The organism is Paraburkholderia sp. BCC1884, assembly GCF_900996225.1.
Taxonomy (GTDB): Bacteria; Pseudomonadota; Gammaproteobacteria; order Burkholderiales; family Burkholderiaceae; genus Paraburkholderia.
On sequence record NZ_CAAJGL010000063.1, the window covers coordinates 1 to 25,606 of the forward strand.

Below are 25,606 nucleotides of genomic sequence, written 5' to 3' on the forward strand. Positions count from 1 at the left end.
ATTGGCAGAACAACGCCCCGCCCCCAGGACCCAGTGTTCAAACCCGCACCGAAAGGATAATTCATTCTCTGACAGCGACACTTCTACTTTGCTGCCGCTGCGACATTTAAGAATGGCCTCGACATAACATGTAGAGGCTAAGTTGTAATGTCCGCTTCTAGCCATATCCAGATGTCCGCTTTCCGGCGGCATAAGCTTGACCGGCGCCGATCTTCCGGTGCCGGAGGCTGCGATGGCTGCAACGGACACGATCACCATGACGATGCGCGAGCTGGACCGGTTCAAGGTCATCCAGTCGGTGGTCGACGGGTTGCTCAAGCCTTGGCGGGCCGCCGAGCGGCTGTCGTTGACGACGCGTCAGGTTCGACGACTGGTGGCCCGGCTGCGCGAGCAAGGACCGCCCGGGCTGGTCTCGCGCCGCTGCAGGCAGCCAGGGCATCACCGGATCGATGCCGGGATCGCGGTGCGGGCTGTCGCCATCATCAGGGAGCGCTACGCCGATTTCGGGCCGACGCTGGCCTGCGAGAAGCTGCGCGAGTGTCACGAACTGAAGCTGGCCAAGGAGACGGTTCGGCATCTGATGATCGATGCAGGCTTATGGACGCCTCGTCAACAACGGCCGCCCATGATCCACCAGCCAAGGAATCGCCGCGCGTGTCTGGGCGAGCTGATCCAGATCGACGGCAGTGATCACCGGTGGTTCGAGGCGCGGGCGCTGCAGTGCACGCTGCTGGTGTACGCTGACGATGCAACGAGCCGGCTGATGATGCTTCACTTCACGGCGACCGAATCGGCCTTCAGCTACTTCGAGGCGACGCGTGCTTAAATCTAGTGTCACGGCAAGCGGTTCTGTTCTCGTGGCGACTGACGATTCGGCGCGATGACTGAAGCCTGCAAAACCTTGTTCTACCTGCTGAAGTAGGTAGAACAGATCGGCTCCTCCGCAGAGGAGCGTTGGACGTCTGCATCAAACCTTCGATAGCGGCTCGTACGCCCTTTCAGGTATTTCGGCGAGTCTGGACGCGTGAACTTGTCCGCTGAGTCCATAGAACTTCTGGAAATTCATGATCAAAGGCGACCACTTGTCCGGATCGATCCGATTGACGTGACCCTCCATCAGCAGATCGGGATGGACGTGAACGCGCTGGATCCGCACTTCGATCAAACTAAGGAAGCCGCGCAGTTCGTCACTGTCTTCGCCGATGCCGTGAGTTGCCGCGACGACAGCCTCGAGTTGAATCGGACATTCGAGCGCGCGCGAAGCCCTGACGGTGTCCGATGCCTCTCTTGTCATCCCTGCGCGGCCGAATTTGTCGGGTTCATAGGCGTAGCCTAACGCCTGCTTAAATTCGGAGACCGGATAGGTGCCTGTGGTTCGTGCGATCCGGTCGACAGCGCCTACCTCATTGACTGACGGAAGATTGAGCACACATTCGCCAGTGCGAAGCAGATTGCGTGTGGTTTGCGATGCGGACGCGATGCCAAGCACGCCTCGCCAACCCAGCCAGAAGGCCGACGACATGGGTGCGAGATTGTGCGTCCCGTCTTCGTTGACGGTGCTGATCAGAACAACGGGCGTTCCGAGATACAGGATGTGAGGTTCGGCGACAACGTGAGGTTTATTCATGAGTTCCGTGCTCCCTGAGTGGATGCTTGCATGATGCGAGCTGCCCGCGTCCGAAACACTCCGGTTCTTGCTTCGTCATTCCTCGACGCGATAATGCTCGCACGCAGCGGTGACGTTCAGCGCTGATCGAAGTAGCAAAGCCTGCAACGGCAAAAACTGCTCCGCTTGCACCGTCGCAGACTGCTTCGGCGAAAGCAAAGGCAACAATAAAGTCGGTCACCGGTAAGGTACGTACAGGACGTCTGAACGAAATGAAAGCACTGGAGCCTCACCGTAATAATTTGCGCTCCGCAGGATCGCCGGCGCGCTCGCACCGGAGGCTGCTGCGCGACCGCGACCAGCGCAAACTCAGCACGAAGCAGCAGCGTGAGTTCACGCGTGAAGATCTCGATGCAACGCTGACGTAGATAGTAGCCGGGTCGGTCACGGTCAAGCCAGGCAAGTCAAAGCCGCGCTCTGCAAAGCGCCCCCAAAGCGATATTCAACGTTGGCAGCCTTCCAGCCGCTTTGCAGCGCAGACTTCTGCAACATACATCTCCTCCGGGAAGTAGACCTCTGCAGCTTCCTCGACCCCGCAAAATAGTCTCAAGTTTCTGCACCGCGTGCCGTTACCACGTGAACCGGGCAGTCGCATGCCACCTTTGAAATACCCGACCGATAACAGCTTCGTCAAGTGAGTCGATTGCCGAAGAAGCGGACGATGCGCTTACGCCCGCTGCCAGAGTACATTGAAGTGCTCATATCAGACGCGGCTTTCTCTTGCCGCCACATTACAACAAACGCACGCCTGTATTCAGGAAGCTCAAATGGCCCGCCGACTGCCGAGCGAGGAAGAGACTCAGTTTGCTCTATGGACGATAAATCGTTGTCGTGGCCAACCTGTGAACAGGCGCGTGTTGGTCGCACACAAGGATAGAGCGGTCGGCGAGTCGATTTCGATGTTACTTCGCCTGAAAGGACTGGAAACCGAGTTTGCCCAGGATCGCGAGCGCATTGGTCAACTGCTCGAGACCCACATGCCAGCCGTAGTGTTGATGGACACACGACTGGACCAGGCGCCCGACTATGAATTTGCGAGGACGCTGCGCTCCGGAACGACCGCGGCCAATCTGCTACTGATTGCCATGAGTAATTTTGCACCCGACGAGCCAATTGAGGCGCTCAAGCTGGCTGGTTTCGACGGCCATTTCAGACGCCCCTGTGAAACGTGGCGAGTGATCGACGTTCTGGTGACGTTCCTGGAATATAGCCATCTGTCCGGGCGCTAATCAGGTCGCGCAGGTAGCAAGCCACGACGACCAACCAATCTGCGTTATCCCAACAACCTGTTTCGGCGGTCGTTGCATCGCGTACACGCGCTCGCGGGAAAGCCGCCGACAGGGGCTAATTCAAGGTTAATTTCCAAAAACCTCCGTCAGCAATAAGCCGTCATACTTTGGCTTTTTCCATGGACGGGCCCGGCGCACCCAAAGCGTAGGATGTCCGAGGACGCGAAATTAGCGCCTAGCCGTCCGCCGAGGTTTTTCGAAGGCAGTTTCCGCGTCACGCCACGCGGTTTATCTGGAGCGCCGTTGTAATGAGTTCTTCCACTGTCGTTCCGTTCGCCCAAAACAAGGCGGATTGCAGCACTTTCATCGGCGCCGCGCCAGCATTTCGCCAACTGGTCCGCATGATCGATCGGGTCGCACCGACGGATCACCCGCTGCTCATTTTGGGGCCGACCGGTTCGGGCAAGGAACTGGTCGCGCGTCGCGTGCACGCGCGCAGCTTGCACCAGGACCAGCCGTTCGTCGACGTCAACTGCGGCGCCATTCCAGAAAATCTCGTCGAAGCCGAATTGTTCGGGCACGTGAAAGGCGCGTTCACCGGCGCAGCCGAAAACCGCCAGGGACTCTTTCAGCAGGTCGGCAAAGGCACCCTGCTGCTCGACGAAATCGGCGAACTGCCGCTCGCGCTCCAACCGAAACTGTTGCGTGTGCTCGAAACACGAACCTTCCGTCCAATCGGTTCGTCGACCAGTCTTCATTTCGCGGGCCGCGTGGTCGCCGCGACCCATCGTGATTTGCGTGAACTCGCTCGCGACGGACTCTTCCGGCAGGATCTGTTCTACCGGCTCGCCGTCTTCGTGCTTGCGGTACCTGGTCTCGAGCAGCGCGTCGAAGACATCCCCGCGCTCGTCAACCACTTCGCGGCACAGCACACGCGCCGGCTGGAGTTTTCGCCAGCGGCCGTCCGGCGGCTCAGCCAGCATGCGTGGCCGGGACACATCCGGCAGTTGCGCAACCTGATCAGTCAGTTGAGCGTGCTCGCCGAGAACACACTCATCGACGTCGACACGCTCGAACCTTTTCTTGCCAACGAAACCACTGGCCCGGTGTCGCGCGCGAGCCTCGCGGACATGCTGTTGCAACTGGATGGGCGCGACAAGCTCGCCGCCGCCGAAGATCTGCTGATCGACCGCGCGCTCGAACGGAGCGGGCGCAACAAGAGCGCGGCCGCGACCTTGCTGGGCGTCGGGCGCAAGACCATCGAGCGGCGCCTGAAGTCACGCGAGGAACATCATCGCGAAGCGCACAAGTGTCTGGAGCATGCCACCGCGCTGATCGAGGAGTCGCGCTTCGCGGAGGCCATTCCGGCGCTGCGCCGCTGCCTGGAAGTGCTGCAAACGGGCCAGGAACAGGAAGGCGTGCGGCGTCTTCAGTTCGACGCCTACCGTCTGCTCGGCATGAGCTTACGCAGTGTGCACGGCTGGCTGTACGCGGAAGCCACCGCCTGCTACGCGGCCGCCTTGGCCATCGGCGAAAATGTCTGTCAACCAGCCGAAATCGCCGCGATCCAGTTCGGCGTGTGGACCACGCAATTGACCACACTCCAACTCAAGCAGGCGCGCGCGACCGCCCAGGACATGGTGCAGCGTGCTCAGAACAGCGGTGACCGGGTGTCGCTCGACGAAGCCCACGTCGCGATGACCAATACGCTCTTCTGGCTCGGCGACAGCGAGGAAGCGCTGGCCTGCCTCGCGCGCGGCAACCTGCTCGACGTGGGGCGCAACGATACCCGCACCGGCTCACAAGGCATCGACCTGGCCAGTCTCGCGTTGACGTTCGAAGGACTCGCCGCCTACCAGATCGGCGCGTTCGATCAGGCGCGGCGGGCGATGGATATGCTGATCCTCCGGTCGTCCGAGCCGGGCGCGCACGCGTTTGCCCATGCGGTCAACCTGCAGGGCGCCGCCTGGCTCGCCTGCCTGTTCGACGACGTCGACCGGCTCGGAGATCTGGCGAGCGAACTCGAATCGGTATCGATCGCGAACGGCTTCGCGTTTTATCGCGGCGTCGGCCAGGTCCTGCGCGCGTGCCACCTCAGCGCGCTCGGCCAATCGGACGAAGCGGAGACCGTCATGATCGACGGCTTCGACAACCACGTCGTCTGCAATGGCGGCGCGCTGTTCTATTCCTTCAAGACGTGGCATCACGGCGAACTACTGCTGCGCGCAGGACGCCCAGAGACCTGCGAGGCCATCCTCGCCACCGCGATCGATGAAACGCTTGCCCGTCAGGAGCGAGTGTACCTGGGGGAGCTGTTGGTCACCCGGGCGCGCGCGCAGTGGGCACTCGGCGATCTGAACGCCGCGGAACAGGGACTGCGCACGGCCATGTCCACGGCACTGGCGTTCGGCTCGGTGCCCGCGCGCGTAGACGCAGCGCGCTATCTGGCCGACCTGCTCCGCTCCATGGGCCGCCGCGCTGAAGCGATCGATACCATCGAACGTGGCTTGCGCGGTCTGACGACGGATCGGACGCCGCGCATGACCAGCGCAGTAGCGTTACTCGCCGAACTCCGGCACGACATTTCTCTCGACACCCAAAGTAAAGGAATCGCAAATGGCTTATGAATTACGCCGTGAAGATCTGGAACCGCTGCTATTGGGAGCAGCGTTCTTCGGCAGCGGCGGTGGCGGCACGATCGAATCCGCGCGGCATCTCGCGGAGCATTTTGTTGTCGGCGAGTACTACTCGACCGACACGGTCAAGGTCGTGTCGGTCGAGGAAGCGACCGAAGGCGCGGCCGTCATGGTCGCCTATCTCGGCGCGCCTGAAGCGATTAATTTGGCCATCTACCCGCTGGGGCCGGTGACAGCCGCACAAAACGTCCAGAGCCGGCTTGCATCGCAATCGCAAAAGCTTGCCTACGTGATGCCGCCGGAAAGCGGTGCGCTGGGCTTCACGGTGGCGGCGCTCGTCGCGGCGAAGCTCGGCCTCGCAGTCATCGACGCCGACGGCGCCGGCCGTGCCGTGCCTTCGCTGCCCATGCTGACTTTCGCGGCTGCGGAAATCGATCCGCGCCCGGCGTTCCTGGTCAGCCAGGGTGGACTGTGTGTCGAACTCGACGTGACGCCGCGCAGTGGCGAGAATGGCGACCCGACCCATCAGCGCGACGTGTCGGCAATCGTCGAGCAGATGATGCGTCCGGTCGTCGCCGATCCGGAATTCGGTCAGTTCGGCGGCCTTGCGATGTGGGTCATGACGCCCGCCGATATAGGCCGCGCGACACCGATTCGCGGCACGCTCACACGCGCGCTGGAACTCGGACGCGCGGTACAGGCCGGCAAACTCGGCAGCGTCCAGGAGATGCTCCGCTATCTCGCCGACCATTGCGGGCTTGCCGCACGGGCGATCTCGGAACCCGGCGAGCTGGTTTCGGCTGAAGTCGATACGGCCGGCGGTTTCGATCTTGGCAAGGTTCACATTCAGGCAGGTCCGCGTACGTACACGGTGATGTACCAGAACGAGTCGCTGCTCGCGTGGGATAGCCAACGTGCGCAACCGATCGTGCTGGCGCCCGATAGCGTCGCGTATTTTGTCGGCGGCGAAGGCCAGTCTATCTTCAGTAACGGTGACCTCGTGAACGACGACGGCTCGTTGAATCCGGTGATCGGCAAGCGTCCGGTGACGCTGATCGCCTGGCGTGCCGAAAAGGAACTGCGCAAGCCCGGGCTCAATCTCGACAGCTTCCTGCAGTTGCTGAACTCGCTCAACTATCTCGGGCCGTACGTACCGCTCGAATCGACGGGTCAGGGAGACGCATCTTGAACTCGCCGATTCGCATCTGTGTGCTCGTGCCGGTGGCTACGTCGCAATACAACGACCGCATCATGAAGGCAATCGCGCCGGTCGTGCCGCAGGACGTGCTGGTCGAAATCCGCAACATCACGCAGGGGCATCCCGATATCGAGAACCGCACGAACTGGCTGCAGAACGGCATGCCCGTGGTCGAACTCGCGCAGGCAATCGCCAACGACGGCTTCGACGGCATCTGGCTGACCGACTTCGACATGTGCGGCGTCGAAGCCGCGCGCGAAGTGATCGATATTCCGATCATCGGCGGTTTTCCGGCTTCGGCTTTTGCCGCGCTGATGCTCAGTCAGCGCTTCTCGATCATCACGATCCTGCAAAGCACGCTCGCGATGCAGCGTGGTCATCCGCAAACGTACGGCATTCAGGACACGTTCGCATCGATCCGCGCGATCGATTGCCCGGTGGCGCAACTCGAGAATATCGACGTGGTGGTTGTTCGCACCTTCGAGGCGGCGCTCAAGGCAATCAAGGACGACGGCGCGCAGGCCATCCTGCTTGGCTGCACAGGGTTCGTGGACGTCGCGAAGCGCGTCTCGACGCTGCTCGGCGAAGCACTCGGCGCGTATGTGCCGGTGATCGATCCGAATCAGGCTGGGTTCAGCTTCCTCGTTTCGCTCGTGCGTATGCAGGTCCGCCCCAGCCGGCTGACCTATAGCAAGGTCAGTCTCCAGTCGTAGCACGGCTGTCTCACCGCTCCCATCCGGTGCGTTGCGCCGGATGTCTCCGCTCTGTCCTGTTCGTTGTCTCTTCCCGTGTTTCCGCTCGTGGCCGAACCGGTCCCGTTCGGCCACACATCGACGTCAAAAATCCGCATTGGGTCATTCTGATAACGCTACTCGCGTCGATGGCCACGTTCTTGCTCCTGCTCGTCACCAGAATGGACGGAAATGGAGCATTGCCCAAGCCCAAGCGCCGGATTGGTCGAAATCGTCCAATCCGCCACAAATTAGTGGACGGGAATGACCGTCATCGCCCCTGGAATGTCGCAGCAGTCCCCGCCCATCTGTTTGAACTGAATGGCATAGGTTTTGCTTAACTGTAGACGTGAATTGCGGTACCGCCGAGAAGACCAATCAGACAAGTGTAGGACGGGGGCATCAGGCTTTATCGTGTGTCGCGCCGGGGGGCGCGAAACGTCCTATCGAATAGAACGACAAGATTTCCTGATCGCCAGTAAAGAATGAGAGGGCTGTGCTGTTGTTGTAGTAGCTGTCATGTGTCAACGATCGGCGGCCAGTTTCTTCCGCAGAGAAGATCGTCGCCAAGGTGGGACACAGTAATAGTGGACATCGTCTGGCTATGCACCAGAGGAGCCGCTGTGGGGCTGACCGCCGTTGCTTACCTTTCGAAGGCAGGCAGCGGCGGATCGACCTTATTCAAATCAAAACAGATACAAACCGGCAACAAACACCGCGCCGGAAAAAAGAAGCGCCGTCACGCAATATCCCATGATGTCGCGCACGCCGAGCCCCGCAATAGCCAGCGCTGGTAGCGCCCAGAACGGCTGCGCCATATTCGTCCACGCCTCACCATAGGCAATCGCCATGGCGGCCTTTCCGAGGTCAGCTCCTAGCGCCTTTGCTGCCGGCATAACGAACGGGCCTTGCACTACCCAATGACCACCGCCGCTCGGCACAGCGAAGTTAATAACGGCAGAGCTGAGAAACGCCAATAAGGGAAAAGTGTGGACGTTCGCGATATCGACGAACCATTTGGTAATGACACCGGCCAGGCCTGAATGGTCCATCAACGCCTGGATACCCGCATAGAACGGGAACTGGATCATGATGCCCGACGCGCCCTTGGCAGCAACGCCCACCGCTCTGGCGTAGGCCATCGGAGTCTTGTGAAGGACCATGCCGGCGGCCAGGAACACGAGATTGACCGTGTCGATGTCGAGGATGAAACCCTTCTGGACCGTGCGCACGACCAGGAACGTCGCGCAGGTCAGCGCAACCAGCATCGCAAGCACGCGACTCTCTTCCAGCCGTTCTGCAAGTGTGGCATTTGCCGGAAGCTTGCGTTCCACCGAAGGCGGTTCCTCGAGGAGCGCCGGGTCGACGGTCACCACGTCTTCAGGCTTGGGCATCATTAACCGCGCGAGAATTGGCAGGAGAATAATCAAGCCGAAAGTAATAAACGCGTTGTAGCCGGTGAAGATGGTGTGAGATACAGGAATGAGTCCGATGGTCTTCTCCATCGGATTACCCTTCGTGGCAGCAACCAGCGGGACAGAGCCAGACAATCCGCCATGCCAGGTCAAGAATCCCATGTAGGCGCACGCGACGAGAAGACGGTAGTCGGTCCCCTTCACTCGCCGCGCCACCTCGCGTGAGAGCATCGCGCCGAGGACCAGCCCGAAACCCCAGTTGATCGCGCAGGCAACGGCGCCGACAAACGCGACCAACATCACAGCCTGGCCAGGCGTTCTGGCTGAACTGGCTAATGCCACGAGCAGCCGCTTCACCGGCCCCGAACTGGCCAATGCATGCCCCGTGACCAGAATGATGGCCATCTGCATCGAGAATGCGAGCAGATTCCAAAATCCGGCGCCCCACAACGTGATCAGTTCAGCGGGCGGCTTGGGCGTAAGACCAAACGCAAGAGCAAACGTCGCGATGGTCAGGAAAATTGCGAAAATAAGTGGGTCGGGCAAAAACCGGTGCACCACTTGCGTGAAGAATCCTGAGATACGTTGAATCAATTGTCTGCTCCAGTTTCCTATTGATAAAGCTGGCAGACCGATTCGTCCCGGACCGTTCAGGCCTGCGCGCCGCCCGGATTCTTGCATAGAATGGAATCGGTTGCCTTGGAGCTCGACGGCGATTCGGAGGACGCGTCGCAGGCAATGGCGTTCCTCGGAGTTGCGTTAGAAGTCGGGCGAAAGTCTTCGCGCGGCCGGACACTCCCGCATGATCGCAAACCCCTCCAGCAATGAATCTACTAGCGCAATCGGCGCGAGCCGAAGTCGCTCTTTTGCTGGTGGTTGCGATTCACTTCCGGCCGCGGATGCAAGGGCGCTTACCGCGTCAGAGCACCTGACCGCCTTGATCGAAAAAGGCAGCGGAATCGAAATTACCCGACTTCGAAGCGAGCGCATGCTTGAGAAAATAACTGTATGAATGTACAGTGCCATGCATGGCTTTCTGCAGCAGTAACAGTCACTTTTTCGGGCGAGACATTCACGAAGCCGTCCGCAGCGGAAAGGTAGCGAGCCGACGTTCTAGCGTTGTGAAAACGATCTGGCGCCTGGTACGGTTGCGTCGGCTGCAACGCCTGATGCTTGGGCTTTGCAAAGTCGTGCAACGCGTAAAGTCGCAAGATATGGAGAGGATATGTTTCGCTTCCTGAGTTCAGGTGTGATTCTGCTGGTAGTTGCTTCCGCCGCAACGGCGGGTGAACGCTATGTCGAGGTGTGGAATCCGCCCGAAGCACGTGGTGGCGTTTCCCACATGAAGCCGGCGCGCAAGCAGTCCATACATCACCATGCGGTTCCGCGCGCAGTGAAGTTCCGCGGACGACCGAGTCCGGCCTCGGTGCCGAAGGTAATGGCAAAGCAAGGTAAAACTCCAGATGAGTTGCGCACGACTGAGCCCGATGTGACCGATATTCCGAGGCAGATCACGCCTGAGGGCAACATCCTGCGCGTTGATTCGCGCCACACTTCCGTTGGAGTCGCGCGTTAATGGAATCGGAGATTTACCGCGGCTACAACATTTGGGGCCATGCGATCCGCCAGCAGGAAGAACTACTTCAGCCTGAGCGATACGCAGCCAGCGGGACGATCACTCAAAACAACAGAGTGATCGAAGCCTCCGGTGTGCTCGGCTTGTTCGATCGAGACGAAGAGGCGCAGCATGCCGGGCTCGAATGGGCGCGTGCATGGATCGACAGCCACGGATAGGTTCGAGCCAGTCGTCGCGCACAGAGACATGGGCCCGCGCGACTCCCCTCTGTTATCCGCCGCGCCTCATCCATTGGGACCCAACTCATTCCTGTCTGCCCCGCCTCCCGCGGTTTATGCCCTTCAGGAATGACTGTTATCGACGGCGCCAGCCTTCTTCGCAAGGCCCCTGCGCTTCATCATTCGCTCATCGTCAACCAACAGGAGCACACACGATGAGCGCTTTCCAGACCTACACGATCGACAACGCGCCGGCCGCATCGAAGGCCAGCCTCGAAGACACCAAACGCGCTTTCGGCTTTGTGCCGAACCTCCAGGCGCACATGGCTGAGTCCCCGGCGCTGCTGGCTGGCTATTCGACGCTGTGGGACCTGTTCTCGAAGAGCACGTTGACGCCGCACGAGCAACAGGTCGTATTCCTGACCTCCAACTTCGAGAACGACTGCCACTATTGCATGGCCGGTCATACCACACTCGCAAAGATGATCAAGATGGACGCCGGTGTAATCGCCGCGCTACGTGCCGGCACGACGCTACCCGACGCAAAGCTCGAGGCGCTGCACCGGTTCACTACGCTCGTGGTACGTGAACGCGGCTTTGTTTCCGAAGCCGAAGTGAACGCCTTCCTCGCCGCCGGTTATACCCGTCAGAACGTACTCGAAGTCATCCTGGGCGTGGCGACCAAGGTGATGAGCAACTACACCAACCACATCGTCCACACCGAACTCGATAGCTTCATGCATGGCAACGAGTGGACGAAGCCTGCTGCAGTGACGGCGTAAACATCTCTTTCATCTTGATGACGGTCCATTTCTCCAGGGAGAACACTCATGTCACTGCAAGACAAACTCGACGCATTTCGGGCAGATTTCAAGGCCGGCAAACCGCCCTATAAAGCACCGCCTGAAATTCATCCGGTCATGGAACGCGCTACAGCGGAGCTGATCGCGAGTGGTCAGGCGAGCCGCGCCATCCAGGCCGGCGACCGCGCGCCGCACTTCAACCTGAAGGATCAGGATGGCAACGAAGTCTCTTCGGAAACGTTGCTGAAACAAGGCCCGCTCGTGATTACGTTTTATCGCGGCGTATGGTGCCCATACTGCAATATCGAACTGCAGGCGATTAACGAGGCATTGCCCGAGATCCAGCGTTACGGCGCAAATGTGGTCGCCATCTCGCCGCAGACGCAGGTCAATAGCCGGAAGTCTGTTCGCGACAACGAACTGGGCTTCCCCGTGCTGAGCGACGTCGATGGTCAAACGGGTGCGGCCTTCGGTTTGCGCTTCGCGTTGCCCGACTATCTCGTCGAGTTGTACAAGAATCTAAAGAACGATTTGCCGGGTTTCAACAACGACCCCAGCTGGACGTTGCCAATGCCCGCGCGTTACGTCGTCGGCCAGGACGGCATCGTGCTGTATTCCGAAGTCAACCCGGACTACACGCGTCGGCCTGACCCGTCGGATATGTTCCCGGTGCTGAAGAAAGCCACAGCCCAGGCCTGAACGCCCTCCTCTTGCCGCGCCGGATTTCTTTGGCGCGGCTAGGTGACTTTGTGCTTCATGGAAGGACTATCAAGGACGCCTTTCGTGACGGGCCAGACGCTTCGCGTTCACCGTGGTGCGTCAATCGGCAAGCTCGGCTTCCGGGGCGCTACTCGCGCCGCCGGTTGGCTTACCCAATGCTTCCTCGACAAACTCGACGAAGGCACGTGCCTTCGCGCTCACCAGCCGGCCGGCTGGAAACACAGCCCAAAGGTCAATAGCCGGTAGCGCCCAGTCGGTGAGCACCGACTGAACCGTGCCATTGGCCAGTTCGGACGAGAACATCCACTCTGACGCGATGGCGAGACCCATATCCGCAAGGACAGCCGCCCGCATGCCTTCAGCCGCACTCACGCTTACGCGGCCCGAGACCACCACGGCCACGGCATTGCCCTTCTGGCTGAACGCCCACGATTCACCGCCTCCACGCAGCGTATAGACCACCGCCTGGTGCTGGCTGAGGTCGGCTGGCAAGTGCGGGATGCCATGTTCGGCGAAATAGGCGGGTGTACCGACAACCACCCGCCGGCCTCGCGCTATGCGACGTGCGGTCATCGAGGAATCATCGAGCGAACCCATCCGTAATGACACATCTACGCCTTTTTCGAGCAGGTCGATGGTGCGATCGTCGAGGATGATATCGAGTTGTAGATTGGGGTGCCGGTCCATAAAGGACTTGAGCACTGGCAGGATATGCAGGCGCGCGAAGGTCACCGCAGCGCTGACCCGCAGGACGCCGGACAATCCCGTGGACGAATCGCGCACGACCTGCTCGGCACGATCGGTTTCCTCGATCGCGCGCAGTGCATGTTCGTAAAAGCGCTGGCCCGCTTCGGTCGGGGTCAGTCCGCGTGTCGAACGCAGCAATAGTCGCACGCCAAGACGCTCTTCGAGCTGCGCGATCGACTTCGAGACGGCGGGCTGACCTAGCTTGAGTCGCTTTGCAGCCGCTGAGAACGAGCCTGCCTCGACGACGCTGACGTAAGTTTCCATCGCGGCCATCCGGTCCATGCGAGCCTTGCTCCTTCAACTGGTTGTGGTTCATGCACAGCAATCAGGTCGAAGTCTAACGCGCAAAGGACCAATACGGGCGAGGATGCCGCGACCCGGTGGAAGGAAAGTCACCGGAGCGCCAAGGCATCACTGCCGCCTCAGCCCTCCCCTCGGACGATGGCGAAATTGCCCGACGCCTGGCTCGTCGGCATAATTTCGATCGCATTGACATTGACGTGCGCCGGCAGCGCGAGCAGCCACGAAACGATATGAGCGATGTCGCTGGCGGTGAGCGGCGTCGCATCCTCGTACACTCGGGCCGCACGCGCTGCATCGCCATGAAAGCGTGTCACCGAGAACTCCGTGCCGCCGCACAAGCCTGGTTCAATCGACGTCACGCGCACCTGTTTGCCCACCAGATCGGCACGTAGATTCAGGCTGAACTGATGAACGAAGGCCTTCGTCGCGCCATAGACGTTGCTGCCTGGATAGGGATACGTACCCGCAATCGAACCAAGGTTGAAAATCCAGCCGCGATTGCGAGCGACCATGCCCGGCAATACGGCATGCGTGCAATACATCAAGCCTTTGATGTTGGTGTCGACCATCGCTTCCCAATCGGCGAGCGGGACGTCGCACGCGGGTTCCGCGTTCAGCGCGATGCCGGCATTGTTGACCAGCACGTCGACTGGCCCATACTCCTGCTCGATTTCCATGAGCAAGCTTGTAACACGCGCGCTGTCGCGAACATCGAGCGCTTTGGGCACCAGTTGCGCACCGCATTGCTCCGCCAATGCGTTCAGGCGATCGACACGTCGAGCCGTCGCAAACACCCGATGTCCTTCATTGCACAGGCGTGTGCTGACTGCTTCGCCAAAACCGGCGCTCGCGCCCGTTACCAGAATATTCATCCGTGCCGCCCCAATGTATTGTTTAAAGCGAGATTGACAGGCACCTCAGGTCAGTAAGGCCACCATGCCCGACGAAAGCAGTAGGCCGCACACGACCCGGTCGAACCATGCAGGCGCGAGTAACCCGCAAGCGCGCTCGCCGAGTCGCACACCCATTGCAAATACCGGTACTAGGAGAGCGGCCGTGTAAAGCTGTGGCAAACGGATCTGGAGATTGAAGATCAGTAGTAGCGTCGCGCCGCCGAACAGCACCGCAAAATAGCCAAGCAGGTTTGAACGCAACACTGTGCCTTGCGTCAGTGCCGAGAAATAGAAAACTGCGGGTGGCCCGCCCAGGCCCGCGAGCGCCGTCAATGCGCCACTGACGAGGCCCGCAGCTAGCGTCGGCCGCCACGAACCATCATGGCGCCAGCGCCAGCCGAGCATGTGCAACGCGGTCGCCAGCAATACGGCACATGCAATCAGATGCCGCAACGCGAACGCGTTGCCATGCGCGACCCAATGCGAAGTCAGTGCCGCGCAGATTAGTGCGACCGCCGCGAGCGGCACCACCGCGCGCCAGCGAACGGCGCCGCCCCAGCTACGCATTCCCTGCAAGGACGTCGCGCAATGCACCATCACGATTAGCGACGCGGCATCGGGCGCGTCGATCAGCAAACCGAACAACGGCGCCATGACGAGTGCCCCACCGAAACCCGTCAGACCTTTCGCCGCGCCCGCCGCGAAACCGATTGCCGCGAGCCACGCAACCGTAGCGAGCGGCGCGACGAGGATCATGCTTCCATTGCGGTCAGCGTGTCGCGCAGCACGGCGACCGTACGATCGATGTGTTCGCGGTCGAACACGAATTGCGGCGAGACGATTGCGCAATCACCCGTAGTTTTCAGATGTAGTCCGGCGTCGTACAGCATTTTTTGCAGCACATGGCCACGATGTCCCGGCTTGCCATCGGACTTCATATCGACACCGGCAATCATGCCGTAACCGCGAATGTCCGTGACGATTGAAATGTCGCGCAGACTCGCGACCTGTTCGAGGAAATAGCCGGACAGATCCTGTGCACGCTCGAACAGCTTTTCGTCGCGGTAGATGTCCAACGCCGCGAGTGCGGCGGCGCATGCAACCGGATGCGCCGACCAGGTGTAGCCATGGAAAAACTCAATGGCACCGTCCGGCGCCGTGTCGACGATTGCGTCGTGAACGTGCGTCGCCACCGCGACGGCCGCCATCGGCACCGAACCGTTGGTCAAGGCCTTGGCCATCGTGATCAGGTCCGGGGTCACGCCGAAACTTTGTGCCGCGAATGCCTGGCCGGTGCGCCCAAAACCGCAAATCACCTCATCGAACACGAGCAGGATGCCGTGCGCCGTACAGATCTCGCGCAGCCGCTCCAGATAGCCGACAGGTGGCACCAGAACGCCGGTCGATCCGGCAATCGGTTCGACGAAACACGCAGCGATATTTTCCGCGCCGTGCAGATTGATCAGGCGCAGCAGATCGTCCGCACGTTCACGGCCATGTTGCGGCTGCCCCATCTGGAAGCGGTTTTCTTCGAGCCACGTATCGCGCATGTGCACGACGCCGTGCACCAGATTGCTATAGGCGCGCCGGTTGTTGACCATCCCCGACAACGCGATACCGCCGAAATTGACGCCGTGATAAGCCCGTTCACGCGACACGAACATCGTGCGCCCCGACGCGCCTTTGGCACGTTGATACGCGAGGCAGATTTTCATCGCGGTATCGACCGCTTCCGACCCCGAACTGACGAAGAAAAGCTTGTCGACGCCGCCAGGCAGCAGTCCGGCCAGGCGGTTGGACAGTTCGAACGACTTGGGATGAGCCCGCAAAAAGCTCGGCGTGAAATCGAGTTCGAGCAGTTGCGCATGGACGGCGTCGGCGATCTCGGTGCGGCAGTGGCCAGCGGGCGTCGTGAACAGACCCGACCCGGCATCGAGAATCGCACGGCCTTCGGGATCGTAGAAGTATTGGTCTTTCGCACGCGCGAACAGCTTCGGATCCGCTTTGAATTCGCGATTCGGCGTAAAGGGCAGCCATTGATGCTGCATCGACGGCAAGGCAGGCGAAGCGTTTAGCGTAGTGCTCATAGTGGCAGTTCCTCGGAGAGTGTCACCATGATTGCAACTTTTTTGGCGCCAGCATAATGCCAGCAGAATCAATCCATGGTGCCAGCGAGGAATTCCATGCATCGCAGCGAACACGATCTGATGTGGCAGCAGTTATTGCCCACGCCTGCGCGCGGCGGTACGCCGCTTCAAGTGCAGTTGCGCACCGCTTTGGTCAACGCGATTCTGGATGGCCGCCTGCCGGCCGGATTGCGTTTGCCGTCCGGTCGCGAACTCGCGACGCTCGCCAGTGTGTCGCGCAACACGGCCGTGCTGGTTTACGAAAGGCTGGTAGCGGACGGCTATCTGGAAGCTCGGCCGCGCGACGGCTTCTATGTATGCGATGCGATCCGTCACGCGGAACCGGCCCAGGTCGACGGCGCGGCGATGCTGCATCGGCCAGACTGGCACGCGCGCACGTCGCATTCCGGCGACTCGTTCCGTTGGCTCGACCGGCCCGCCGGCTGGCAGAAATTCCGCTACCCGTTCGTGTTCGGCCAGTTCGATCCAAAGCTTTTTCCATTGTCCGACTGGCGTGAGTGCAGCCGCCAGGCACTCGATGTGCCGTCCGTCGAAAGTTGGGCTCAGGACGGCGCACACGGCGATTCATCGCGCCTGATCGACCAGTTGATCCGGCGCGTACTGCCGCGCCGGGGGATTGCCGCCACGCCCGATCAGATCCTCCTGACGATGGGCACACAACACGGCCTGTACCTGCTGGCGGGGCTGTTTGCCAAGCCGGGCACGGTATTCGGCGTCGAAAACCCCGGCTATATGGATGCGCGCAATATCTTTGCGCGCAACGGTGCGCGCGTCGCACCGTTGCCGGTGGACCCGTTCGGTGTCGAACGTTCGCCGGAATTGGCTGCCTGCGATTACGTCTACTGCACGCCAAGCCATCAATGTCCAACTGGCGTAACAATGAGCACCGACCGCCGTCTCGACTTGCTGGACCATGCGGCACGCTACGATCAGGTGATCTTCGAGGACGATTACGACCCTGAGACGCAATACGTCGGTCAACCGCTGCCCGCGCTGAAGGCAATCGACAAGTGCGATCGCGTGATTTATCTCAGCAGCCTGTCCAAATTGTTGTCGCCGGGTTTGCGGATCGGCTACGTTGTCGGCCCCGCATCGGTGATCGAAAAACTGCGCGTGATGCGGCGTCTGATGATCCGTCAGGCGCCCGGCAACAACCAGGTGGCCGCCGCTCTGTTCATCGAACAGGGCCATTACGACCGCCTGCTAAATCAGACACGCCAGACCTTGAGTGCACGCGCAGCCGCGCTCATCGACGCGCTGCGACGCTATCTGCCTGATGCGCTTTTCAATGTCCCGCACGGTGGCTCGTCGGCGTGGGTGAAGCTGCCGGGCAACCCCGACCTGACGGCACTGCGTGCCGCGTGTATCGCGCAAGGGCTGCTATTCGATCCGGGCGAACCGTTCTTTTACGAAGCGATGCGCGAACCTTATATACGACTGGGCTTCTCATCGATTGGGGTCGAGCGGATCGAACCCGGCGTTCGCGAACTCGCCCGTCTGGTGGATATTTATACGCGGCGGCATCCATCGCGTCGAGCGGTCGTGGCGTCTTGAGCCCTCTGCGACATGACGATGCCAGGCGTCGCGACGACACATGATCGACGACCCAGCATTGTGCAGGCATGCACAACAAGTTGCACCGGATCGCACTGCAACGGGGCCACGCCGATAGGGGCCATCGTCGTGTCGAAGTAGGGATGTTCATTCACAGCCTGCTTCTGCCCCCAGGTGTCGACGTTCCGAGTGCTGGCCCAATCGAAAACCCCCGCTGGCTCCATCCGCTGGTCAGGAACGTGCAACAAAAGGATCCAGACACGGCAGTTACGTTGCGCCGCTGTCATCGTTCAAACCATTCAAGACCAAGAGGATCACCGCATGAAAGCATTTGCCCCGTTCCCCGATGCGAAGCGCGTTTCCCTTCCCCGTCTGCTTCGTGCGATTGCCGCGATCTGCGCAGCATCTCTGGTGACGAGCGCGTTTGCTGCCGACAAGGAAGTCACGATTGCCTATCAGGACATGATGGTGCCCTGGCGTTACGCGCAGCAACTCGATGAGGCCGGCAAGGAAACGGGCTACAAGGTGAGCTACCGGAAGTTCGGCGGCGGCGGCGATGTGATTCGCGCGATGGCCTCGGGCAACGTGCAACTCGGCGAAGCCGGGTCGAGCCCGGTCGCAGCCGGTCTGAGCCAGGGCTTGCCGATCCAGCTCTTCTGGATTCTCGACAACATCAACGACGCCGAGGCGCTCGTCGTGCGCGACGGCTCCGGCGTAACGTCGGTCGCGGGGTTGAAGGGCAAGCGCCTCGGCGTGCCGTTCGTGTCCACGAGTCACTTTCACGCGCTGCTTGCGATCAAGAAGGCCGGTCTCGCCGACGGCGATGTCAAGGTGCTGAACATGCGCCCCGCGGAAATCGCCGCTGCGTGGGCGCGTGGCGATATCGACGCGGCCTACGTATGGAATCCGGTCCTCACGAAGATCGAAGCGAACGGCAAGGTCGTTACCACCTCCGGCAAGATCGCGTCGCAAACGGGTCTCGCAACCTTCGACGGTTTCGTCGTCAATAGCGACTGGGCAAAAGCCAATCCGCAATTCATGACGAGCTTCGTGAAGATTCTGGCGAAGGGCGACGCCGACTACCGGGCGCATCCGGATCAATGGGTCGGCACCACGCCGCAAGGCAAGGCTATCGCCGAAGTGAGCGGTGGCGCACCGGATGAAGTGAAGGATTCACTCGCGCTCTACCAGTTCCCGACGCCGCAGGAGCAGATGTCCGATAAGTGGCTGGGCGGGGGCAAGAATTCGGGTGCTGCGAAATCGCTTCTGGCGACAGCGCAATTCCTGAAGGAGCAGAAGACGCTGCAAAGCACGTTGCCCGACTACTCGGTAGGCGTCACGGATCAGTACATCAAGGCTGCAGCGGCCGCGAAGTAAGCAGAAGCGGCGCTTGCGCTCATTTATCCACGGAAACGATCATGCTCGAAATCAAGGATCTCTCGATTGAATATGCCGCCCGCAAGGGACCACCGGCACTCGCGCTCGACAACATATCGCTGAATATCGAGGCGGGCGAATTCGTCGTGGCGCTGGGCGCGTCGGGTTGCGGCAAGACTACCTTGCTCAACACGATTGCAGGTTTCATCCCGCCCACACGCGGCGAGATCGTACTCGACGGGAAACCTGTCAATGGTCCCGGTTTCGAGCGTGGTGTGGTGTTTCAGAAGCACGCGTTGATGCCCTGGATGAACGTGATCGAGAACGTCGAATTCGGATTGCGGTTGCGTCATGTGCCGCTCAACGAACGACGCCGTATCGGCATGGAATGTCTGCGGCGCGTCGGTCTGTCCGCGGTTGCGCAACGGCCCGTGTACGAGTTGTCGGGCGGCATGCAGCAACGTGTAGGCGTGGCGCGTGCGATTGCGTCATCGCCACACGTGATGCTGCTCGACGAGCCGCTCGGCGCGCTCGATGCTTTCACCCGCGAGTCGATCCAGACGCTGCTGCTCGACCTGTGGAACGACTCGAAGGGCGTGTTCTTTTTCATCACGCACGATGTCGAGGAAGCACTGTTTCTCGCAACACGTCTCGTCATCATGGCGCCGCATCCGGGACGGATCGTGCACGAAATCGAATTGCCGTTTGCCAGAACGTTTCTGCAAACACGCGATGCGCGGGCGACCAAAGCCAGCGCAGACTTCATCGCGATGCGCGAGCGTGTGCTGTCGCTAGTTCACGAAACCTCGTCGGGAGGCACACACTGATGTCGAACTCAAATACCGACGTGCTGATCGACCCGGCGCTCAGCCAGGATGCCACGGCGGTCGCGCCGACCCGGCGCATGTCGCGCAAGCGGGCGACTTCGTATGGCGCATTGGGCCAGGGCAGCACGTTTGCAATCAGTCTCGCGACCACTGCGGCGCTGCTCGCGTTATGGTGGATCAGCACACGCTTTGGCTGGATCAAACCGCTGTTCCTGCCCTCGCCGGCCGCGACCTTCGAGGCCTTGATCGGCGCAATCAAAGGCGACACGCAGGGCGGTACGCTCCTCGTGCAGCACATCACGATCAGCATGATTCGCGTTCTGGCCGCGTTCGCGCTGGCTGTCGTCACGGCGGTACCGGTCGGCATTGCCATGGGGACGTCACGCATTGCGCGCGGCATCTTTGATCCGATCATCGAGTTCTATCGTCCGCTGCCGCCGCTCGCCTATCTGCCGCTGATCGTGATCTGGCTCGGCATCGACGAAAGCGCAAAGATCACGTTGATTTATCTGGCCTGCTTTGCGCCGCTCGCGATGGCGTCCAAAGCAGGGGTACGCTCCGTCGCGATCGAACAGATCAATGCCGCGCGTTCGCTCGGCGCGACGCGCTGGCAAGTGATCCGGCTTGTCGTTCTGCCTGCCGCCATGCCCGAGATTCTGACCGGCATGCGCATCGCGATCGGCTTCGGTTGGACCACGCTGGTTGCCGCAGAAATGGTCGCGGCAACCGCCGGCCTCGGTCAGATGGTGCTGAGCGCGTCGAACTTTCTACGCACGGATGTCGTGATCATGGGGATTCTCGTGATCGGCGTGCTTGCGTACTGCTTTGACCTGATGATGCGTCAGATCGAGCGTGCATTGACGCCGTGGAAAGGGAAGATGTGACATACCACCCGGGGGATGTCGCTACGCCTTGTTGCTGCTTCAGGCCGCTGCGACTGCCGCACTCCATCCCCATGCCTCGCAGGCATGCCGGCAGGCCTAAAAAGTCATTTCAATCGCGTACGCCAGCGGCTAGATTCTCGCTTGAGGAGCTTACACACAGAGCGACTTCGGAGGTTTTCCTCTGTCACTTCGTCTCAGCAATCGGAGCAAGCAAATGTCGTCACCGCAAACCGCTAATGGCCGCTCGATCAAGATTCCCAGTCCAGATCATCCCATCACTATCGAAGCAACCGCCGCACGCGTGAGAGTGACCGTGGCCGGAAAGACGATCGCCGACTCGCGCCATGCGCTTACGTTGCATGAAGCGAAGTACAGCCCCGTCTACTACATTCCCCGTAGCGACGTGGACATGACGATGCTGGCGTCGACGGACCATTCGACCTATTGCCCATACAAGGGCGACTGCTCGTACTTCTCGATCATCCCTGGCGGTGAACGTTCGGTCAATGCAGTCTGGACGTATGAATCGCCGTTCCCGGCTGTGCAGCAGATCGAAGGGTATCTCGCGTTCTATCCGGATCGGGTCGACTCGATCGACCTTTCCAGCGCCGCCTGATCCTCATGATCCGCTTGACGACCACGCCGGCAGCCGTCCCGCAGCGAAAGCCAGCTTACTTCTGGATTGCGGCAGCAGTAAGCGTGCATACCTTGTGGACCAGCGCTGCGCCGGCGATGTTCTACCCGATATACGCAAGGCAGTTTGACCTGAGCGCCTCGACGGTGGCCGGCATATTTGCCGTCTACCCTGTTGTGGTGGTCGTCGCGTTGTTGCTTCTGGCAGACCTTCCCGAGTGGGTCGGCAGAAAACGTACGATGTTGATCGGACTCGCATGCTCGATCATCGGGGTCGCGCTGTTCGCGGTGGCCGACGGCCCCATGCAGCTTTTTGCGGGACGTATTTTCATGGGCGCGGGGGTCGGCCTGTCAGCCGGACCGGCATCGGCTGCGCTCGTGGAGTATTCCCCCGTCTCCCGTCGCCATATTGCCAGCGCTGCCAATACCGCCGCGCAAGCAGTTGGGCTCGCGCTCGCCACATTGATTGGCGGCGCGTTGATTCAATATGCTCCCCTGCCGCTACGTATGAATTACGTCACGTTGCTAGGCTTCCTGATTCTTCTCTTCGGCTATACGTTGTGGTTGCCGTCGGATGTGCCTGCAACGAAGCCGTCTGGATGGCGAATTCGTGTCGTCGGGGTGCCGAAACCGAGCCGACGTGTTTTCTGGTCGTCCGCGTTAGCTTGCGTGTCGGCCTTCATGTTGGGTTCGGTGTTTCTGTCGGCGGGTGCGCAGATCGCCCATGATCTTGTTCGCTCGAGCAATGCGCTCGTGAACGGCTCGATGATCTCGCTCTTTGCTGCGGTATGGGGCCTGGCAAGCATCGCACTTCGGCGCATGCCGTTCCGGCACACGGTGCTGGTTGGCGGCATCTGCGCTGTCGTGTCGACGATACTTCTCGTTCGCGCCGGAATGGACCATTCACTTTCGCTGTTTCTGCTCTCAACCGTCATTGGCGGGGCGAGCTATGGTCTGCTCTTCCTCGGCGGACTCGGAAATCTCAACTCAGGTACGCCGGACACCAGCCGCGGCCTCGCGCTTTCGTCCCTGTACTTCTGCTGCTATCTGATCCAGGCGCTCACTGCATTGGCTCTGGGACTCGCTATCACCCGCTTTGGCATTTACCATGCTCTTCAGCAGGTGTGTACGCTCATTGCGTTGCTCTCCGCTGTATCGGTCGGCGCTTTCTGGTGGCCGGCAATGCTCGATCGGGCGCCTGCCAACCAGAGCAATCAAAATGCTGTCAAGCACTGACTTCTGATTCCTTTCACATGCTCCAGATTGGCGAGGCTCATCGCGCAACGCAGTTTCAACGAAAGAAAGCCATATTGCCCGGCACTCTCCATCGCCTGAACCAGCACCTGCTCAGCCTCGATTAACCTCGGTCTCCTGCGGTCAGCCATCAGCACCTCCGCCTTTGCCCTTAAAAGCTCGGGTAGCGAGGATTTGTCGCCCGTGCGAAGCGCACGGCCTACCGCTTCCTCGATCACATCAGTGGCCTGCTCGATTTTTCCGTGCTTCGTCAACGCGTCGACGGTGGCCGTGACGAATGGAGTGAGCGATAGATAAAAGCGTTTTGAGCCAATGTTTTCCATCGCCGGATAGATCATCTGGGCAAACGCAGAGGTGTTTCCGGCACGCATGTCCAGAAGACCTTGCCACATCTGCGCACGTGCATGCCAAGTGGAGATGCTGTGGCGCCGGGTTTCGACAACGAGCGCGGCGACTGCGTCTTCGAGCGAACTATCGTCCCCGCAAACGAGTGCCAATGTGCAAACCGCTTCGCTCAACGCGTAACAGATGGAGACCGGATGATCGAGTTCGCGTGCCGAGACGAGTGATTGATGGGCCATGGCCCGCGCCTCGTCGGGGTTGCCCCCCAGCCAGAGCGCAAGAGCAAGAGACGCGTACGACAGCATCTTTTCGTCATAAAGGAAGCGCATTCGATGAGAGCGCGTCAGCGACGTTTGATCGATAGCCGCTATGCTTAACTCGTCTATCGCGTGATCGATATCACCCGCAAATAACAGCGACATTCCCGTCAGACGGTGCGCTGCAAGTTGATCGCAGGGCCACACGGATAACGAAGCGACCCGATGAAATCTCCCCGACAATGCAATCGCCTGCTCGAATTCTCCATTCAGGTAGTGGCACATCCAACGTCCCCACATGCCCAGGAGTTCGAAGTCCAGATTCCCGATATCGCCGGCTATGTTGACGGTCGACTGAAAGGCATCGCCAGTCTCAGTGCCAACCGTATGACATAGCAAACTCATTCCTCGAGCGGCGTAGAGCTTCATATGCCGCTCGTCGACCCTGGAATCCTGAGTTGACAACCAATCCAGTGACTCGTCCACCCGAGCCTGACACTCCTTGAGCAGCGCGAGATGCATAAGAAACGGAATGCTCGAAACCGTTAGCCGCACCGCTAGCGGCCTATCCCCATCGGAGCCAAAGGACCACATCATGGCCGCGCGAAGGTCATCCAGGTGCTGGACGTATACATTCCTCCAATCGACGTCTTCGCGGGAAGACGCGCGCTGCTCGGCCGGCTCGAATAGCTCGAGACAGTAGCGTGCGTGACGACCCGACCACTCGCGTAGCGTGCCGCCTTCCTGGAGTTTTTCCTTCGCGTAGGCGCGCGTCGACTCCAGAAGACGGTATCGTACGTTCCCTGCGCTCGAAGTGACCGACAGAAGCGATTTATCGACGAGCTCGATGATCGCAGCAATGACTGAGTCTGGCGGGATATCCGAACAGGTGACCATGCCTAGAGCGGACTCCATGGTGAACGTTCCGGCGAACATGCCCAGACGGTTCAAAACAGTCTGCTGAAGGCCGGATAAAAGGCCGTAACTCCAGTCGAGCGTAGCGCGCAAGGTCTGTTGTCTGGGTAGCGCGGTCCTCGCACCGTGCGTGAGTATCTGGAAGCGATTTTCCAGACGGTCCGCGACACCCTGCAGACCGAACACGGGCACACACGCCGCCGCGAGTTCAAGCGCCAAAGGGATGCCATCCAGGTGCCGGCATATGCGAGATTCCAAACGCAATGCAGCGACCGGATCCCAACTCAGGCGAGCATCGGTACCGGCACGCTCCTCGAACAACCGCACAGCACCGAATTCCCGTGCATCGCCGCGGTCCTCCTCGGGCGGCACCTCAAGGGAAGGCACACGGTAGACCACCTCTCCCGGTACACGCAAGGGCTCACGGCTCGTGGCCAGAACAATAGCGCGCGGCGCGACGCGCAGGAGTCTTTCAGCCATTCTCGCGCTTGCATCAATCAGATGCTCGCAGTTGTCGAGCACCAGTAGCAGTCGTCTCGATAGCAGCGTCGGCGCCAGTCGATCGAGACTCGGTGTGCCGTCGCCCGGGGGATAACCCAGCGCAACGGCAATGGTGGTCGGCAGATAGTCGGGCGAGGTCGTTGCCGCGAGTTCGGCTATGTAGACGCCGTCGTCGAAACTCGATATCGATTGACGCGCCGCCTCCAGCGCGAGCCGGGTTTTACCGACGCCGCCCGATCCGACGAGCGTGATCAAGCGGTGGCGGGTCAACAGTCCGCGCACCTCTTCGACGGCAACTTCACGACCGATAAGCGGGCATATGTCAGCGGGAATCGTGACGCCAGGAAAGGCCGGCGCCTCGGTTTGCGCGCTTGCCAGGCCGTCCAGCTTCGCTCCTTTTCCAGCCAGTTCCCCCGTGAATTGATATCCCCGACCGGTCACGGTCCGGATCGCGGAACGGTCTTCTCCGAGAGCACGCCTGAGAGCGGAAATCTGGCCTTCTACCGTGTTGTCCTCTACGACGCGATTGTTCCAGACGCTCGCAATGATGTTGTCCTTGCTTAACACCGATCCCCTGGACTGCACGAGGAACAGGAGGAGATCGAACGCCCGGTCACCCACCTCGATCTTGACGCCTTTGTGCAGGAGCTCTCTCCTGCGCGGTACGACAATCGTGGTACCGAAGGCGAAGTCATCGTGAGGGAAAGCAGACGCGTCCATTACAGGCTCCTCGCAAAAAACAGAAGTAGTTTGAATTATGTGATGCGCGTTACGACGTGG

Annotated in this window: 22 protein-coding genes and 1 pseudogene; 15 read left to right on the forward strand and 8 right to left on the reverse strand. The window is 60.4% G+C overall.

All coding sequences use genetic code 11. The features are described from left to right. Nucleotides 1-258: hypothetical protein (locus FQ705_RS34325; RefSeq protein WP_222105626.1), on the reverse strand; the 258-nt coding region annotated here is incomplete at its 3' end. Here FQ705_RS34325 and FQ705_RS04590 point away from each other — a divergent pair. Further along, nucleotides 233-820 (forward strand): annotated as a pseudogene (locus tag FQ705_RS04590) (ISNCY family transposase); the annotation flags it as partial. The gene FQ705_RS34325 and the pseudogene FQ705_RS04590 sit on opposite strands and share 26 nt — an antisense overlap. 147 nt (nucleotides 821-967) lie before the next feature. On the opposite strand, the gene FQ705_RS04595 reads toward FQ705_RS04590, so the two are convergent. Further along, entirely contained in the window at nucleotides 968-1,627 is a 660-nt protein-coding gene (locus FQ705_RS04595) for a flavin reductase family protein (protein WP_144138234.1), read from the reverse strand. A gap of 806 nt (nucleotides 1,628-2,433) precedes the next feature. Between FQ705_RS04595 and FQ705_RS04600 the strand changes: the two genes are divergently transcribed. The 4 genes from FQ705_RS04600 (at nucleotide 2,434) to FQ705_RS04615 (ending at nucleotide 7,442) form a co-directional block, all read left to right on the forward strand. Then, nucleotides 2,434-2,895: a response regulator gene (locus FQ705_RS04600; RefSeq protein ID WP_144138235.1), complete on the forward strand. Its 462-nt coding sequence runs from the start codon at nucleotides 2,434-2,436 to the stop codon at nucleotides 2,893-2,895. 308 nt (nucleotides 2,896-3,203) lie between these two features. After that, nucleotides 3,204-5,522 carry a sigma-54-dependent transcriptional regulator gene (locus FQ705_RS04605; RefSeq protein ID WP_144138236.1) on the forward strand — a complete coding sequence of 773 codons (2,319 nt, stop codon included), beginning with the start codon at nucleotides 3,204-3,206 and terminating at the stop codon, nucleotides 5,520-5,522. Continuing rightward, nucleotides 5,512-6,720: a DUF917 domain-containing protein gene (locus FQ705_RS04610; RefSeq protein WP_144138237.1), complete on the forward strand. Its 1,209-nt coding sequence runs from the start codon at nucleotides 5,512-5,514 to the stop codon at nucleotides 6,718-6,720. The genes FQ705_RS04605 and FQ705_RS04610 overlap by 11 nt, the downstream gene beginning before the upstream one ends. Continuing rightward, nucleotides 6,717-7,442 carry an aspartate/glutamate racemase family protein gene (locus FQ705_RS04615; protein WP_144138238.1) on the forward strand — a complete coding sequence of 242 codons (726 nt, stop codon included), beginning with the start codon at nucleotides 6,717-6,719 and terminating at the stop codon, nucleotides 7,440-7,442. The genes FQ705_RS04610 and FQ705_RS04615 overlap by 4 nt, the downstream gene beginning before the upstream one ends. 704 nt (nucleotides 7,443-8,146) lie before the next feature. Here the strand turns inward: FQ705_RS04615 and FQ705_RS04620 are convergent. Continuing rightward, complete coding sequence (locus FQ705_RS04620; RefSeq protein WP_144138239.1) at nucleotides 8,147-9,469, reverse strand: TIGR00366 family protein; 1,323 nt, start codon at nucleotides 9,467-9,469, stop codon at nucleotides 8,147-8,149. Between the two features lie 631 nt (nucleotides 9,470-10,100). Here FQ705_RS04620 and FQ705_RS04625 point away from each other — a divergent pair. The 4 genes from FQ705_RS04625 to FQ705_RS04640 all read left to right on the forward strand — a co-directional run bounded on the left by FQ705_RS04625 (nucleotide 10,101) and on the right by FQ705_RS04640 (nucleotide 12,171). After that, nucleotides 10,101-10,451, forward strand: a complete 351-nt coding sequence (locus tag FQ705_RS04625) for a hypothetical protein (RefSeq protein ID WP_144138240.1) — start codon at nucleotides 10,101-10,103, stop codon at nucleotides 10,449-10,451. Beyond that, entirely contained in the window at nucleotides 10,451-10,669 is a 219-nt protein-coding gene (locus FQ705_RS04630) for a hypothetical protein (protein ID WP_144138241.1), read from the forward strand. Before FQ705_RS04625 ends, FQ705_RS04630 begins: the two co-directional genes overlap by 1 nt. A gap of 215 nt (nucleotides 10,670-10,884) precedes the next feature. Next, complete coding sequence (locus FQ705_RS04635; RefSeq protein WP_144138242.1) at nucleotides 10,885-11,451, forward strand: carboxymuconolactone decarboxylase family protein; 567 nt, start codon at nucleotides 10,885-10,887, stop codon at nucleotides 11,449-11,451. A 48-nt stretch (nucleotides 11,452-11,499) separates the two neighbouring features. Further along, nucleotides 11,500-12,171, forward strand: coding sequence for a peroxiredoxin-like family protein (locus FQ705_RS04640; RefSeq protein ID WP_144138243.1), 672 nt, complete (start codon nucleotides 11,500-11,502; stop codon nucleotides 12,169-12,171). Nucleotides 12,172-12,291: 120 nt separating this feature from the next. On the opposite strand, the gene FQ705_RS04645 is transcribed toward FQ705_RS04640, so the two are convergent. The 4 genes from FQ705_RS04645 to FQ705_RS04660 all read right to left on the reverse strand — a co-directional run bounded on the left by FQ705_RS04645 (nucleotide 12,292) and on the right by FQ705_RS04660 (nucleotide 16,222). Further along, nucleotides 12,292-13,221 carry a LysR family transcriptional regulator gene (locus FQ705_RS04645; protein WP_144138244.1) on the reverse strand — a complete coding sequence of 310 codons (930 nt, stop codon included), beginning with the start codon at nucleotides 13,219-13,221 and terminating at the stop codon, nucleotides 12,292-12,294. Nucleotides 13,222-13,361: 140 nt separating this feature from the next. Next, nucleotides 13,362-14,114, reverse strand: a complete 753-nt coding sequence (locus FQ705_RS04650; protein ID WP_144138245.1) for an SDR family NAD(P)-dependent oxidoreductase — start codon at nucleotides 14,112-14,114, stop codon at nucleotides 13,362-13,364. 45 nt (nucleotides 14,115-14,159) lie between these two features. Next, nucleotides 14,160-14,891, reverse strand: a complete 732-nt coding sequence (locus tag FQ705_RS04655; RefSeq protein WP_144138246.1) for a sulfite exporter TauE/SafE family protein — start codon at nucleotides 14,889-14,891, stop codon at nucleotides 14,160-14,162. After that, nucleotides 14,888-16,222 (reverse strand): aminotransferase class III-fold pyridoxal phosphate-dependent enzyme, encoded by a 1,335-nt coding sequence (locus FQ705_RS04660; RefSeq protein WP_144138247.1) that lies wholly within the window; start codon nucleotides 16,220-16,222, stop codon nucleotides 14,888-14,890. Before FQ705_RS04660 ends, FQ705_RS04655 begins: the two co-directional genes overlap by 4 nt. Before the next feature lie 96 nt (nucleotides 16,223-16,318). Between FQ705_RS04660 and FQ705_RS04665 the strand changes: the two genes are divergently transcribed. The 6 genes from FQ705_RS04665 (at nucleotide 16,319) to FQ705_RS04690 (ending at nucleotide 22,793) form a co-directional block, all read left to right on the forward strand. Next, on the forward strand, nucleotides 16,319-17,836 hold the full coding sequence (locus FQ705_RS04665) for a PLP-dependent aminotransferase family protein (protein WP_144138248.1): 1,518 nt from the start codon (nucleotides 16,319-16,321) through the stop codon (nucleotides 17,834-17,836). A gap of 321 nt (nucleotides 17,837-18,157) precedes the next feature. Then, nucleotides 18,158-19,213, forward strand: coding sequence for a taurine ABC transporter substrate-binding protein (tauA, locus tag FQ705_RS04670; protein WP_144138249.1), 1,056 nt, complete (start codon nucleotides 18,158-18,160; stop codon nucleotides 19,211-19,213). Nucleotides 19,214-19,254: 41 nt separating this feature from the next. After that, entirely contained in the window at nucleotides 19,255-20,040 is a 786-nt protein-coding gene (locus FQ705_RS04675) for a taurine ABC transporter ATP-binding protein (RefSeq protein ID WP_144138250.1), read from the forward strand. After that, entirely contained in the window at nucleotides 20,040-20,924 is an 885-nt protein-coding gene (locus tag FQ705_RS04680) for an ABC transporter permease subunit (RefSeq protein WP_144138251.1), read from the forward strand. Before FQ705_RS04675 ends, FQ705_RS04680 begins: the two co-directional genes overlap by 1 nt. A gap of 214 nt (nucleotides 20,925-21,138) precedes the next feature. Next, nucleotides 21,139-21,540 carry a DUF427 domain-containing protein gene (locus FQ705_RS04685; protein WP_144138252.1) on the forward strand — a complete coding sequence of 134 codons (402 nt, stop codon included), beginning with the start codon at nucleotides 21,139-21,141 and terminating at the stop codon, nucleotides 21,538-21,540. A 5-nt stretch (nucleotides 21,541-21,545) separates the two neighbouring features. After that, the gene (locus FQ705_RS04690) at nucleotides 21,546-22,793 is read left to right on the forward strand and encodes an MFS transporter (protein ID WP_144138253.1); all 1,248 of its coding nucleotides are present in this window, start codon (nucleotides 21,546-21,548) and stop codon (nucleotides 22,791-22,793) included. On the opposite strand, the gene FQ705_RS04695 is transcribed toward FQ705_RS04690, so the two are convergent. Continuing rightward, the gene (locus tag FQ705_RS04695) at nucleotides 22,772-25,546 is read right to left on the reverse strand and encodes an ATP-binding protein (protein WP_144138254.1); all 2,775 of its coding nucleotides are present in this window, start codon (nucleotides 25,544-25,546) and stop codon (nucleotides 22,772-22,774) included. The genes FQ705_RS04690 and FQ705_RS04695 overlap by 22 nt on opposite strands. Nucleotides 25,547-25,606: the final 60 nt, after the last annotated feature.